The sequence below is a fragment of the Flavobacterium sp. genome (assembly GCF_035299005.1).
Classification (GTDB): domain Bacteria; phylum Bacteroidota; class Bacteroidia; order Flavobacteriales; family Flavobacteriaceae; genus Flavobacterium.
Map to the genome: position 1 here is coordinate 545380 of NZ_DATGXL010000014.1, position 14727 is coordinate 560106.

Sequence of the window (14727 nt, forward strand, 5' to 3'; positions counted from 1 at the left end):
TACGAGTACAATTCAAATAACAATAAAACAACAAACATATAATTATGTCAGACGATAAGAAAGTAATTTTCTCAATGCAAAAATTGAGTAAAAGCTATCAAGGAAGTGATAAACAAGTGTTAAAAAATATCTACTTAAGTTTCTTTTATGGAGCAAAAATTGGTATTTTAGGTCTAAATGGTTCGGGAAAATCTTCATTATTAAAAATTATTGCTGGGGTGGATAAAAACTACCAAGGAGATGTGGTTTTTGCGCCAGGATATACAGTTGGTTATTTAGAACAAGAGCCAAAATTAGATGAAACCAAAACAGTAATTGAAGTAGTTCGTGAAGGAGCCGCTGAAATATTTGCATTACTAGAAGAATTCAATAAAATTAATGACGATTTTGGGTTGCCAGAAGTGTATGAAGATGCAGATAAAATGCAAAAATTGATGGATCGTCAGGCTGAATTACAAGACAGAATTGACGCTTGTGGGGCTTGGGAAATCGATACCAAATTAGAAATCGCAATGGATGCACTTCGCACTCCTGATTCAGATACACCAATTAGTGTATTGTCAGGTGGAGAGAAACGTCGTGTAGCATTATGCCGTTTATTATTGCAACAACCAGATGTGTTATTATTGGATGAGCCAACGAACCACTTGGATGCAGAATCAGTACTTTGGTTAGAGCAACATTTGCAACAATATGCAGGAACAGTTATCGCAGTTACACACGACAGATATTTCTTAGATAATGTAGCAGGTTGGATTTTGGAATTAGATAGAGGAGAAGGTATTCCGTGGAAAGGAAATTATTCTTCTTGGTTAGACCAAAAATCAAAACGTATGGAGCAAGAAGAAAAAGTTGCTTCAAAACGCAGAAAAACATTAGAACGCGAGTTAGATTGGGTTCGTCAAGGCGCTAAAGGACGACAAACTAAACAAAAAGCCCGTTTACAGAACTACGATAAATTATTAAATGAAGACCAAAAAGAATTAGATGAAAAATTAGAAATCTACATTCCAAATGGACCTCGATTAGGAACGAATGTAATTGAAGCTAAAGGAGTAGCAAAAGCATTTGGAGATAAATTATTATATGATGATTTGAATTTTGTACTTCCTCAAGCTGGAATAGTTGGAATTATCGGTCCTAATGGTGCTGGAAAATCTACTATTTTCAGAATGATTATGGGAGAAGAAAAGCCAGATGCGGGTTCCTTTACTATTGGAGATACGGTTAAAATAGCTTATGTGGATCAATCACACTCAAATATTGATGTTAACAAATCGATTTGGGAAAACTTTTGCGATGGTCAAGAACTAATTTTAATGGGCGGAAGACAAGTAAATTCGAGAGCCTATTTATCTCGTTTCAACTTTGGTGGAAGCGATCAGAATAAGAAAGTAGCCACTTTATCTGGTGGAGAACGTAATAGACTTCACTTAGCAATGACATTAAAAGAAGAAGGGAACGTATTGCTATTGGATGAGCCTACTAATGATTTAGATGTAAATACTTTACGTGCATTAGAAGAAGGCTTAGAAAATTTCGCTGGATGTGCAGTAATTATTTCACACGACCGTTGGTTTTTAGATAGAGTTTGTACACATATTTTAGCTTTTGAAGGAGATTCTCAAGTATATTGTTTTGAAGGAAGCTTCTCGGAATATGAGGAAAACAAGAAAAAACGTCTTGGAAAAGATGTCGTTCCAACAAGAATAAAATATAAAAAATTAATCAGATAAACATTTGTTAAAAAAATCCCGAATATATTCGGGATTTTTTTACCTTTAAACCTTTCATTTTATCCCCTTATTTAAATGAACTTCCTAAAGCGATATTTTTTTATAATCTTTTTAAGTGTTAGTTTTCAAGGACTTGTTGCACAAGTTAATGATACAGATAGTGCTAAATCTAAAGAATTGTTAAAAAAAGCTGGCAAAAGTTTTTTGAATTTAGAATGTCAAAAATCATTAAATTTTGCCAAAGCATCATTGGAAATTTCTCTGAAAAATGAAGATTATTTGCAATCAGCCAAAGCATACAATTTAATTGGACTAAACTTCGAGGAATTTTCAGATTATAAAAAGGCGATTGAGTTTTACAATAAAGGATTAGAATTTGCAAATAAAACCACTAATGATACTGTTAAAGGGTGGTTGCATAACAACCTAGGAAACGTTTATTGCTATCGAAAAATAAATTTTAAAAAAGGAATTGAAAACTACAAAAAAGGAATTTATTTTTCTGAAAAACTTAACGACGAATATGAAATTACTTTTTCGAAACTAAATATCGGAAGTGCTTATTTTGCTATCGAAGATTTTAATTCAGGGATTAGGTATTTCAACGAAATCAAAAACTATGTTGACAGAGAAGGCGAATTAGAGGCAAAAATTTCTTTAAATTCTAATTTAGGATTGTATTACAACCATCTCAATAACTTTAAAAAAGCAGAAGAATATTACATAAAAGCTGTTGAGTTTTGTGAACAAAATGATATAGAGTTAATCAAGTCAAATGCGGTTGTGGTTTATAAAGATATTTCAAATCTTTATTTTAAAATGAAAAATTTTGAAAAAGCTCATCACTATTTACTTAAACATGAAGAGCTGAAAGATAAAATCTATAATGAAGATCGAATTAATGAAGTAAAAGTTGCTGGATTAGCTATTCAACAGGATGAAATAAATAGAAAAATCAGCCAAATTGAAGCCCAGAAAAAAATACAAGATGAAAAATTAAAGAACAATCGACAATTCATCATTTTCTCAAGCATTATTGTTTTTATCTTGATTTTATTATTGCTTTCGTTTGTTAGAAATAATAGATTGAAAGCTAAAATTAATAAAAAACTACAAAAAGCCAATTTAGAATTATTAGAAGCCAAAGAAAAAGCCGAAGAAGCATCTCAATTAAAAACACAATTTATTTCAACTATAAGCCATGAGTTAAGAACGCCATTATATGGTGTGGTTGGAATTACGGATATAATATTAGATGAGCATAAAGAATTAGCTAACAGTCCACACTTAAAATCATTAAAGTTTTCGGCTAAATATTTACTTTCATTGGTAAACGATATTTTGAAAGTATACAAAATTGAGGAAAAACAAGTGATTTTAGATGAAATGGTTTTCAATATCTACGATGAATTAGCTACAATAAAAGATTCGCTATACTTCTTAGCAATCAAAAATAGCAACCAAATTCATATTGATGTTGACAGCAATATTCCTGAAGTTGTAATTGGCGATAAGATTCGTTTATCGCAAATTTTTATTAATCTTATTAGTAATTCTTTGAAGTTTACCACCAATGGCTATGTAACTGTTAAGGCTAGTTTAGTAGAGAAAACCGGAAATAAAACTCAAATTAAATTTCAAGTAATTGATAACGGAATTGGAATTGCCAAGAAAGACCAGGAAAAGGTTTTTGAAAAATTTGTACAAGTAGTTAGAAAAGAAGATGATTATCAAGGAACAGGACTTGGATTAACTATTGTAAAAAAAATGGTAGAATTGTTCAAAGGAACAATTACATTAGAAAGTGAAGTAAACAAAGGAACTACAGTAACATTCATTCTTCCATTTGAATCAGACGTTGAAAAAGCGGGAGAAATTATAAACAACTTAAAAGTAGATTTATCAAGTAAACGAGACTATAAAATATTGGTTGTAGAAGATAACAAAATCAATCAAGTGGTAACCAGAAAATTATTAGAAAACAATAATTTTAAGTGTGAAATTGTTGATGATGGCTATGCGGCAATAGATATATTAGAAAAAACCAATTTTGATGCTATTTTGATGGATATAAATATGCCATTAATTAATGGTTTTGAAACCTCTAAAATTATCAGACAAAAAGGCAATACAATCCCTATTATTGCGGTCACAGCTTTTGATAAACAAGACATCGAAGAAAAAATAAAAGAGGCACAAATCGACGAAGTTATTGTAAAACCATTCGACAGTAAAAAATTATTTGAAGTTATAAAACGATTCGTGGAAGAGTAGAGAATTAATTTATAGGGGTTAAATTTTGTTTTATCAATTTAAAATTTGGGTCAATTAAGAAAAGTTCATTTGTGTCCAAATTGATACTGTCAATTGCAAAATAGTAATCAAATTTGTCGTTCATATTTACATTTTTGTAGTAGTAATTTTTCAATTCTTTTTTGTTTACGGCAAACCTAGTTTTTTTTAAAGAGATAAATGACTTTTTCTCCTTTTTCAATTCATAAATATACAAAGAGTCTTTTGGTATTAGGTTTGGACTAGACCAAATATTTGGTTTATTGAAAATTGAAATTAAAATAAATTTATTGTCAAAAATTTCATAATGATAAGAATGGTTTTCATCTTCTAGTTGAATGACTTTTTCATTATGGTAAAATTTATTATTTTCCTTAACTAATCCAAATTTTGCATAAGTTGTTCCTAAAATAGATTCTTCTTTAAGAAACCATTTTATGGATTTTTCTTTGTTTTCATTTTTTGTGCTTATTGGTCCGCAAGAAATAATAATTAGAGAAAGTAGTAATGTTTTTTGGATATTCATATTTCATCAATTTATACAAATCTACAAAAACTCTGACGTTCAAAACCTTTTAAACTTTTAAACATATAACTTTTAAACTTCTAAACAAAAACTTATCTTTGCACCTTATTTCAAATTCAATTTAATGAACAAACTATTAATAGTAGGAACAGTAGCTTTTGATGCTATTGAAACGCCTTTCGGGAAAACAGATAAAATTTTAGGTGGAGCCGCGACTTACATTGGTTTATCATCTTCATTTTTTAATGTAGATGCAGCAGTAGTTTCTGTGGTTGGTGAAGATTTCCCAAAGGAATATTTAGATTTATTAGAAAATAAAGGAGTAAATATAGAAGGAATCGAAATCGTAAAAGGCGGAAAAACCTTCTTTTGGAGCGGGAAATACCATAACGATTTAAATTCACGCGATACTTTAGTTACGGAGTTAAACGTGTTGGCTGATTTTAATCCGGTTGTGCCTCAAGAGTATAAAAACTCGGATGTAGTTTTATTAGGGAACTTACATCCAATTGTGCAATCAGGTGTGTTAAATCAAATGACAGAAAGACCAAAATTAGTTGTTTTAGATACAATGAACTTTTGGATGGACTGTGCGTTACCAGAATTATTAGACGTAATCAAACGTGTAGATGTAATCACCATCAACGATGAAGAAGCACGTCAATTATCAGGCGAATATTCTTTGGTTAAAGCAGCTGCTAAAATTCACACGATGGGACCAAAATATGTGGTTATCAAAAAAGGAGAGCACGGAGCGTTATTGTTCCATAACAAAGAAGTTTTCTTTGCTCCAGCTTTACCATTAGAAGAAGTGTTTGATCCAACAGGAGCTGGTGATACTTTCGCAGGAGGTTTCGCAGGTTACATTGCACAATCAGAAAACATTTCGTTTAGCAATTTTAAAAACGCGATTATTTACGGTTCAAATTTAGCTTCTTTCTGTGTGGAGAAATTTGGAACAGAGCGAATGGAAACTTTAGATAAAAAAGAAGTGAATGCGCGTTTGAAACAATTCAAAGCCTTAACACAATTTGAAATCGAATTAGAAGAATAAAAACGTGCCTCGAAATTTCGGGGCATTTTTTGTTTCAAAAAGAATAAGAATTACAACAACCTACAACAACACAACAACTTATGAGTGACGCTATACAACACGAATGTGGAATTGCATTACTACGATTAAAAAAACCGTTAGAATTCTATAAAGAAAAATACGGAACCGCTTTCTATGGTGTACAAAAAATGTACTTGCTTATGGAAAAGCAACACAACCGTGGTCAAGACGGAGCTGGTTTAGCGAGTATTAAATTGGATGTAAATCCAGGCGAAAGATACATCAGTCGTATTCGTTCAAACGACCCGCAACCTATTAAGGATATCTTTGCTCAAATTAACGACAGAATTAGTCGCGAGTTAGAAGAACATCCAGAATATCAAAACAATGTGGCGCTTCAGAAACAAAATATCCCATATTTGGGAGAAGTGTTTTTGGGTCACGTTCGTTATGGAACTTTCGGTAAAAATAGTATCGAGAGTGTTCACCCTTTTTTACGTCAAAATAATTGGATGCATCGTAATTTAATTGTTGCAGGAAATTTCAATATGACAAACGTAAAAGAGTTGTTCCAAAATTTAATTGACTTAGGACAACATCCGAAACAAATGGCCGATACCGTTACTGTAATGGAAAAAATAGGACATTTTTTAGACGATGAAGTCACTGAATTATACAAGCAATGTAAACAAGAAGGCTATTCTAAACAAGAAGCCTCACCAGTTATAGGAGAACGATTAAATGTACAACGCATTTTAGAACGTGCTTCTAGAAATTTTGATGGTGGTTATGCAATGGCTGGACTTTTTGGTCATGGCGATTCGTTTATATTGCGCGATCCTGCTGGGATTCGTCCCGCATATTTCTATGAAGATGACGAAGTTGTAGTGGTTGCTTCAGAACGACCAGTAATTCAAACTGTTTTCAATGTGTCTTTCGAAAAAGTGCAAGAATTAGCACCAGGAAGTGCCATCATCATCAAGAAAAACGGAAATGTTTCAGTTCAAGAAGTGAGAACGCCGTTAATCAAAAAAGCATGTTCGTTTGAACGTATTTATTTTTCTCGCGGAAGCGACGCCGAAATTTACAGAGAACGTAAAGAATTAGGGAAATTAATTTTCCCAAGTGTTTTAAAAGCAATCGATAACGATACGGACAACACGGTTTTCTCTTTTATTCCAAATACGGCAGAAACATCTTTTTACGGAATGTCAGAAGCGGCTCAAGATTTCTTAAATCAGCGAAAAGCTAAAATGATTATAGAGCAAAAGGATACATTAACTGAAGACACTTTGAAAGAATTGCTTTCAGTTAAAATCAGAACGGAAAAAATCGCAATTAAAGATGCTAAATTAAGAACGTTTATTACTGAAGATAGCAGTCGTGACGATTTAGTAGCACACGTATATGATGTAACATATGGCGTGGTAAAACCTACCGATAATTTGGTAATTATTGATGATAGTATTGTAAGAGGAACTACCTTGAAACAAAGCATCATTAAAATGATGGATCGTTTAAGTCCTAAGAAAATTGTAGTTGTTTCTTCAGCACCACAAATTCGTTACCCCGATTGCTACGGAATCGATATGGCGAAATTGGAAGGATTAGTCGCTTTTAGAGCCGCTTTAGAATTATTGAAAGAACGCAATTTATATCATATTATAGAAGAGGTTTATCAAAAATCCAAAGCACAAGAAGATTTTAGCGATGCAGACGTGGTCAATTATGTAAAAGAAATATATGCGCCATTCACAGATCAAGAAATTTCAGATAAAATTGCCGAAATGCTTACGCCTGAAGACACAAAAGCAACAGTAAAAATTATTTACCAAACAGTAGCTGATTTACACATAGCTTGTCCAAAGAATCTAGGGGATTGGTATTTTACAGGTAATTACCCAACCGATGGAGGAAATCGTGTGGTAAACAGAGCCTTTATGAATTTTTATGAAGGAAAAGATGCTCGCGCGTATTAAAAAGTGCGTTTCATCGATTTTTTATTTCGTTTAACAATTTTTTTACAAGTGTATAATATCTTATTCTACTTTAGCTCTACCAGAAAATTAGTAGGTTAAGTTTTATGGTAGATTTGGGGCAAAAAGGGTGAAAGTAATTTCCCCTTTTTTTATGCAGTAAATTTAAATTTTTATAAGAAAAATCGCTTTTTGTGAATTAAGAATGTAATTAATTGCATTTCATCGAATATTTGTGCTATTTAACAATTATTTTATGCTAGCATAACATCTTATTCTACTTTAGCTCTACCAGAAAATTAGTAGGTTAAGTTTTATGGTAGATTTGGGGCAAAAAGGGTGAAAGCAATTTCACCTTTTTTATTGTCAAAATGAGAATTGGTAAAATACAAAAAAGCCGAAGAGTCGCCATACTCTTCGGCTTTTTCTGTTTGTTATTACGTTACTTATTTTGTTTCAGCGTAACGTTTTGCAACTTCAGACCAATTAATTACATTGAAGAAAGCTTCGATATAATCTGGACGACGGTTTTGATAATTTAAATAATATGCATGTTCCCACACATCCATTCCTAAAATTGGTTGTCCACCACAAGCAACACCTGGCATTAATGGGTTATCTTGGTTTGGAGTAGAACAAACTTCTAATTTTCCATCTTTTACACATAACCAAGCCCACCCTGAACCAAAACGAGTAGCACCAGCTTTAGCAAACTCCGCTTTAAAGGAATCAAATGAACCAAATGCCGCATCGATAGCAGTAGCTAATTCACCTGTTGGTAAGCCTCCACCATTTGGCGACATAATTTCCCAAAACATAGTGTGATTGTAATGCCCTCCACCATTATTGCGAACAGGCATGTTGTTCATATCTAAATTTTTCATCAAATCTTCAATAGATTTTCCATCTAAATCAGTTCCTGCAATAGCTGCATTTAAATTAGTTACGTAAGCATTATGATGTTTTGAATGGTGAATTTCCATTGTTCTTGCATCAATATGTGGTTCCAATGCATCATATGCATAAGGCAATTGTGGTAATTCGAAAGCCATAATATTTTATTTTTAGATTAGTAATATTTTCACCAAATTTACAAATTAAACTTCGGAATCAAAAATAGATAGTTTCTATACCACTATTATTAAGATAAATATAACATTTGAAAACAACTGCCTTTACCATATATGATGCTTCAGCTGGTTCTGGAAAAACCTACACACTAACTAAAGAATATTTAAAGATTCTTTTCTTAGCCTCGAATGATGATGCTTACAGAAAAATTCTCGCCATAACTTTTACCAACAAAGCGGTGGAAGAAATGAAAAGCCGAATTGTTTCCAGTTTGTACGAGTTTTCCATTGATACTACTTCTGATAAAGCGATGGAATTGCTAAAAGATGTTGCTTCGGAAACAAAATTGAGTATCACTACTTTAAAAGATAAATCGAAAGCAATTATTAAGAATATCATTCACAATTATGCTGCTTTTGATATTTCTACGATTGATAAATTCACGCACAAAGTTATCAGAACGTTTGCGCAAGATTTGAATTTACCACCCAATTTTGAAGTTTCATTAGAAACGGATTCACTTTTACAAGAAGCCATTGATTTGGTGATTTCTAAAGCGGGTGATGATGTAAATCTAACCAAATTATTAATCGAGTTTTCAAAAGAAAAAAACGACGACGATAAAAATTGGGATATTTCGGCCGAATTGTTAAAGGTTGCTCAATTGATTACGAATGAAAATAATTCGGAAGAAATAAAAGAAATGTCCAATAAGAGTTTGGATGATTTTGGTGTAATCAAAAAGAAATTGCAGGAAGAAATTAAAGAGTTGAAATCGGAATGTAAAACAATTGCTCAAAGCGTTTTGGGTTTGATTGATGGAAATGGTGTTTCTCGAAAATCGTTTTATTCCAGTTATGTTCCCAATCATTTAGAAAAAGTTGCAGCGGATAAAATTGCTATAAACGAAACGATAATTAATTATTTAGACGGAACAAAATCGCCTTATTCAAAGACGGTTCCACAATCCGATAAAGATTTTATTGATGAAAACGCTTCCGAAATTTTAGCTTCGGTTATTGCAATCAATGAAAAATCAGGAAAAATTTCAATGTACGAAGCTTTTCTGCAAAATTTAAATCCACTTTCGTTACTAAACACAATTTATCAGGAATTCAAACAAATTCAGGAAGAACAAAATTTAGTTTCTATTTCTGATTTCAATAAAATCATTCACAACGAAATACAAAATCAGCCGGCGCCTTTTATTTATGAGCGTTTGGGCGAAAAATACCGTCATTATTTTATCGATGAATTTCAAGACACTTCGGTAATGCAATGGCAAAATTTGATTCCGTTAATTGATAATGCACTTTCTGGTCAAGACGATTTTGGTCAGCAAGGCACTTTGATGTTGGTGGGCGATCCAAAACAAGCTATTTACCGTTGGCGTGGCGGAAAAGCCGAACAATTTATCGATTTAGCGAAAGAAGATAAAAAACACAATCCGTTTTCCAATAAAGACAAAGAAACGCTTCGTTTAGGAACTAATTATCGAAGTTACAGCGAAGTCATTCAGTTTAACAATGCGTTTTTTAAACAATTATCTGATAAATTTGAAAATCCAGATTATAAAAATTTATACGAAAACCTTTCGCATCAAGAAATTAATTCTAAAATTGGTGGTTATGTGAATTTGTCGTTCATCGAAGTGCCAGAAGACGAAACCGAAGTTGAAGGTTTTGATTCGGACAACGATTCGATTTCGGTAAAAGATAAATTTTACTTGAATCAAACGTTAAAAACCATTCAAAAATGCATTGCTAACGGATTTGAATACAAAGATATTGTGTTGCTTACACGAACCAAAGCACCTGGAATCAAATTAGCGAATTTCTTAACCGAAAACAGCGTTCCGATTTTGTCTTCGGAAACGTTATTGATTCAAAATGCTACGGAAGTGAAGTTGTTGATTGCGTTGCTCCGTTATTTAAAAAATCCAAAAGACGACGAATCGAAAGTCTATTTCTTGTATTTTATTGCGAAATATCTGCAATCCGAATTGGAAATTCATGATTTCATCTTGGCTTCGAAAGACAAAAATTCAGATGAATTAGAAACGTTTTTAAAAACCATCGGAATTGAAATTTCGTTCAAAAATTGCAAGAAAAAATCGCTGTATGAAGCAGTTGAAATTTTGATTGCGACATTTTTAAATGACAAAGTGAATACTTCGTATTTGCAATATTTCTTGGATTTGGTATTGGAAAAAGATGTAAAAGTGCAATCGAGTATTGCGGATTTCTTGGAGTATTGGGACAAAATTGGCTACCAAAAAAGTATTCCGTCACCAGAAGGAACAAACGCAGTTCGCATCATGACGATTCATAAATCAAAAGGTTTGGAATTTCCGGTTGTGATTTTTCCGTTTGCTGAAGAAAGTTTATCTAGTAACCATAGAGAAACAATTTGGTTACCTATTGAGGATTCTAATATTAATTTATCAAAAGCATTAGTTAATAAAAGAAATGATGTTGAAAATTATGGAAACGAAGCTAAAGCAATTTATAAAAAGAAAACTCGAGAAGAGGTTTTAGATACTATTAATATTTTATATGTTGCTTTAACAAGAGCGGAAGAACAACTTTTCGTAATATCTAATAAATTAAAACAAAATAAAAACGGAAAATATCCAAATAATTTAGCAACTTATTTTATTGAGTTTTTACAAAATTCAGGTAAATACGAAGATACAAAATTGGAATACGAATTCGGAAATCCAGCCCGAATTTCAACCAACAAAGCACACGATGGAAAAAACAACCAAATTGGTATTGTAACCCATAAGTTAAATCCAAAAAACATCAAAATTGCACAACGCGAAGCTCTAATGTGGGGAACTATTCAGCAGGATGCGATTAATTTTGGGAATATTCTCCATGAAATCATGGCGTTTATTCACACGAAAGAAGATGTGGATTTAGCCATTCAAAAGGCAACCGAATTGGGATTGATTACGTTTTCTCAAAATGCGATTTTTAAAGAAACGATTGATAAAATTGTGAATCATGAAGAATTGATTTCGTTTTTTGATACTGATGCCAAAGTATTCAACGAACAAAACATCATCAAAAAAGAGACTAAAAACAGTAAACCTGATAGAGTTGTAATAAAAGATAATGTGGCGTATTTGTTAGATTATAAAACAGGAGAAAAACACAATAAACATAAAGCGCAATTAGAAGAATACGAATTGGCTTTGCAAGAAATGAAGTATACGGTTACAAAAAAAGTACTAATATACATAGGGGATAGTATAGAAATAGTAACTTTGTAGTCATAAACTAATAACAACAAACAACAATAATATGTACGGAAAAATTCAACAACACCTACAAAATGAATTAAAGACCATTCAAGAAAACGGCTTATTTAAAAAAGAACGCATTATTACTTCACCACAAGGTGCAGAAATTAAGATTTCAACGGGAGAAACAGTTTTAAATTTTTGTGCAAATAATTATTTAGGCCTTTCCTCACATCCAGAAGTAGTACAAGCTGCGAAAGATGCGTTAGATTCTCACGGATTCGGAATGTCGTCTGTGCGTTTTATTTGTGGAACACAAGATATTCACAAAGAATTAGAGCAAAAAATAGCTAATTTCTACGGAACAGAAGACACTATTTTATACGCAGCTGCTTTTGATGCTAATGGTGGTGTTTTTGAGCCATTATTAGGAGAAGAAGATTGTATTATTTCCGATTCTTTGAACCATGCTTCTATTATTGATGGTGTTCGTTTGTGTAAAGCGTCACGTTATCGCTATGAAAATTCCAACATGGAAGATTTGGAACAGCAGTTAATCAAAGCAACAGAAGCAGGTCACCGTTTCAAATTAATTGTAACCGATGGCGTTTTCTCTATGGACGGATTAGTAGCACCATTAGACAAAATTTGTGACTTAGCAGATAAATATGATGCTATGGTTATGGTGGATGAATGTCACGCTGCGGGTTTCATAGGTGCTACTGGAAAAGGTACATTAGAAGCTAAAGGTGTAATGGGAAGAGTAGATATCATCACGGGAACACTTGGAAAAGCTTTAGGTGGTGCAATGGGAGGTTATACAACAGCTAAAAAAGAGATCATTGAAATATTACGTCAACGTTCGCGTCCTTATTTGTTTTCTAATTCATTAGCGCCTTCAATTGTTGGGGCTTCATTGAAAGTTTTTGAATTATTAGAAAAGGATACTATGCTTAGAGATAAGTTAGAGTGGAATACTAATTACTTTAAAGATGGAATGAGAAAAGCAGGGTTGGATTTCATTGATGGGGATTCGGCAATTGTTCCAGTAATGCTTTATGATGCTAAGTTGTCACAAGTAATGGCAGAGAGATTGTTAGAAAAAGGGATTTATGTAATAGGGTTTTTCTTTCCAGTTGTTCCTAAAGACAAAGCACGTATAAGAGTGCAACTTTCAGCAGCTCATACACAAGAGCATTTGGATAAAGCAATAGCTGCTTTTACTGAGGTAGGTAAAGATTTAGGAATAATCAAGTAAAATCGGACAGAAAAACAATTTTTTTTAACAAAACTTTTTGTAGTTGAAAAAAAATAGTACTTTTGTTCCAATTATAACGCATTGTAATTAAATAAATAAGTATGAAACATTTAAACAAATTATTTGCTGCTGCATTATTGTTTGCTGGATTAACATCGCAAGCACAAGATAGCAACAACCCATGGGCTGTGTCTTTTGGGGTAAACGGAGTGGACACTAAAGTTAGTGCTGTAGGTAACGATAGTCCAAAATGGATTCAATTAATCAATGTTGATAAGAACTGGAATGTTTTACCTTCTGTTTCTTATGTAAACGTATCTAGATACGTTGGAGATGGTTTTTCTTTTGGATTAGCTGGATCTGTAAACAAAATTGACAAATGGGTTTCTAGAGTTCCTGGAACTGAATCTACTGATTTAGTTTCTAATCCGGGTGATTTATCTTACTACGGAATTGATGCTACAGTAAAATATAGCTTCATGGAATTATTAAAATCTAAATGGTTAGACCCATCTGCTCACATTGGTGGAGGTTATACTTTCTTCGGGGATGCTTCTGCAGGTACTGTTAATGGAGGTTTAGGATTAACTTTTTGGTTAACAGAAGGTGTTGGATTACAATTCCAATCTACTTACAAACATTCATTTGATGATACAAGAGTTGCTAATGCAGATGTGCCAACTCATATCCAACATTTTGCTGGTTTAACTTTCAAATTTGGAGGTAAAGACACTGATAATGACGGTATTTATGACAAAGATGATGCATGTCCAGAAGTTGCTGGTTTACCAGAATTCAAAGGATGTCCTGATACTGATAAGGATGGTATCCAAGATTCAGCTGATTCTTGTGTTGATGTACCTGGTTTAGCTGAATTCAATGGTTGTCCTGATACAGACGGAGACGGAATCATCGATTCAGAAGATGCTTGTGTTGATGTTAAAGGAACTAAAATTATGAAAGGTTGTCCAGATGCAGACGGTGACGGTGTAGCTGATAAAGATGATAATTGTCCTGCAGTTAAAGGTGCAAAAGATAACGCTGGTTGTCCTTGGCCTGATACAGATGGTGACAGTGTAATTGATAAAGATGACAAATGTCCAACTGTAGCTGGAACTGTAGCTAATAATGGTTGTCCTGAAGTATCTGATGATGCTATCAAAAAATTAAACGATTACGCTAAAACTATCTTGTTTAACTCTGGAAAATCTTCTTTCCAAAAACAAACAATGCCAGTTTTACAAGCTATTACTGCTATCTTAAAAGAATACCCAACTGCTAAATTCTCTATCGAAGGTCATACTGATTCTGATGGTAAAGATGCTTCTAACTTAAAATTATCTCAAGATAGAGCTGCAGCTGTTAAAAATTACTTAGTAGAAAATGGTATCGATGCTTCTAGATTAACTTCAGAAGGTTTTGGAGAGGCTAAACCAATTGACTCTAACAAAACTGCTAAAGGTAAAGCAAACAACAGAAGAGTAGAAGTGAAATTAGTTAAATAATTTCTTTCTAAAATATAATAAGAAACGCCTCGATTTATCGGGGCGTTTTTTTATTTTTATAA

9 protein-coding genes are annotated in these 14727 nt (G+C 32.7%); 7 read left to right on the forward strand and 2 right to left on the reverse strand.

Features of this window, described 5'->3' with window-relative positions:
• Positions 1 to 44: 44 nt before the first annotated feature.
• Both ettA and VK164_RS11370 read left to right on the forward strand, forming a co-directional pair.
• The gene (gene ettA, locus VK164_RS11365) at positions 45 to 1736 is read left to right on the forward strand and encodes an energy-dependent translational throttle protein EttA (RefSeq protein ID WP_324209454.1); all 1692 of its coding nucleotides are present in this window, start codon (positions 45 to 47) and stop codon (positions 1734 to 1736) included.
• A 75-nt stretch (positions 1737 to 1811) separates the two neighbouring features.
• A complete protein-coding gene (locus VK164_RS11370) occupies positions 1812 to 4010 on the forward strand; it encodes an ATP-binding protein (RefSeq protein ID WP_324209455.1) in 2199 nt (732 codons plus the stop codon).
• Between the two features lie 4 nt (positions 4011 to 4014).
• Here VK164_RS11370 and VK164_RS11375 read toward each other — a convergent pair whose 3' ends face one another.
• Positions 4015 to 4554, reverse strand: a complete 540-nt coding sequence (locus VK164_RS11375) for a hypothetical protein (protein ID WP_324209456.1) — start codon at positions 4552 to 4554, stop codon at positions 4015 to 4017.
• Positions 4555 to 4678: 124 nt separating this feature from the next.
• On the opposite strand from VK164_RS11375, the gene VK164_RS11380 reads away from it, so the two are divergent.
• Both VK164_RS11380 and VK164_RS11385 read left to right on the forward strand, forming a co-directional pair.
• The gene (locus VK164_RS11380) at positions 4679 to 5608 is read left to right on the forward strand and encodes a PfkB family carbohydrate kinase (RefSeq protein ID WP_324209457.1); all 930 of its coding nucleotides are present in this window, start codon (positions 4679 to 4681) and stop codon (positions 5606 to 5608) included.
• An 80-nt stretch (positions 5609 to 5688) separates the two neighbouring features.
• On the forward strand, positions 5689 to 7587 hold the full coding sequence (locus tag VK164_RS11385; protein ID WP_324209458.1) for an amidophosphoribosyltransferase: 1899 nt from the start codon (positions 5689 to 5691) through the stop codon (positions 7585 to 7587).
• A gap of 443 nt (positions 7588 to 8030) precedes the next feature.
• On the opposite strand, the gene VK164_RS11390 is transcribed toward VK164_RS11385, so the two are convergent.
• The gene (locus VK164_RS11390) at positions 8031 to 8636 is read right to left on the reverse strand and encodes a superoxide dismutase (RefSeq protein WP_324209459.1); all 606 of its coding nucleotides are present in this window, start codon (positions 8634 to 8636) and stop codon (positions 8031 to 8033) included.
• A 107-nt stretch (positions 8637 to 8743) separates the two neighbouring features.
• Between VK164_RS11390 and VK164_RS11395 the strand changes: the two genes are divergently transcribed.
• The 3 genes from VK164_RS11395 to VK164_RS11405 all read left to right on the forward strand — a co-directional run bounded on the left by VK164_RS11395 (position 8744) and on the right by VK164_RS11405 (position 14665).
• A complete protein-coding gene (locus VK164_RS11395; RefSeq protein WP_324209460.1) occupies positions 8744 to 11932 on the forward strand; it encodes a UvrD-helicase domain-containing protein in 3189 nt (1062 codons plus the stop codon).
• Between the two features lie 31 nt (positions 11933 to 11963).
• Complete coding sequence (gene kbl, locus VK164_RS11400; protein ID WP_324209461.1) at positions 11964 to 13160, forward strand: glycine C-acetyltransferase; 1197 nt, start codon at positions 11964 to 11966, stop codon at positions 13158 to 13160.
• Positions 13161 to 13261: 101 nt separating this feature from the next.
• Entirely contained in the window at positions 13262 to 14665 is a 1404-nt protein-coding gene (locus tag VK164_RS11405; protein ID WP_324209462.1) for an OmpA family protein, read from the forward strand.
• Positions 14666 to 14727 lie beyond the last annotated feature (62 nt).

Bases quoted from the DNA above. Each gene is read 5' to 3' on its own strand.
- ettA (WP_324209454.1), top strand. From the start codon at position 45: ATGTCAGACGATAAGAAAGTAATTTTCTCAATGCAAAAATTGAGTAAA.
- VK164_RS11370 (WP_324209455.1), top strand. From the start codon at position 1,812: ATGAACTTCCTAAAGCGATATTTTTTTATAATCTTTTTAAGTGTTAGT.
- VK164_RS11375 (WP_324209456.1), bottom strand. From the start codon at position 4,554: ATGAATATCCAAAAAACATTACTACTTTCTCTAATTATTATTTCTTGC.
- VK164_RS11380 (WP_324209457.1), top strand. From the start codon at position 4,679: ATGAACAAACTATTAATAGTAGGAACAGTAGCTTTTGATGCTATTGAA.
- VK164_RS11385 (WP_324209458.1), top strand. From the start codon at position 5,689: ATGAGTGACGCTATACAACACGAATGTGGAATTGCATTACTACGATTA.
- VK164_RS11390 (WP_324209459.1), bottom strand. From the start codon at position 8,636: ATGGCTTTCGAATTACCACAATTGCCTTATGCATATGATGCATTGGAA.
- kbl (WP_324209461.1), top strand. From the start codon at position 11,964: ATGTACGGAAAAATTCAACAACACCTACAAAATGAATTAAAGACCATT.
- VK164_RS11405 (WP_324209462.1), top strand. From the start codon at position 13,262: ATGAAACATTTAAACAAATTATTTGCTGCTGCATTATTGTTTGCTGGA.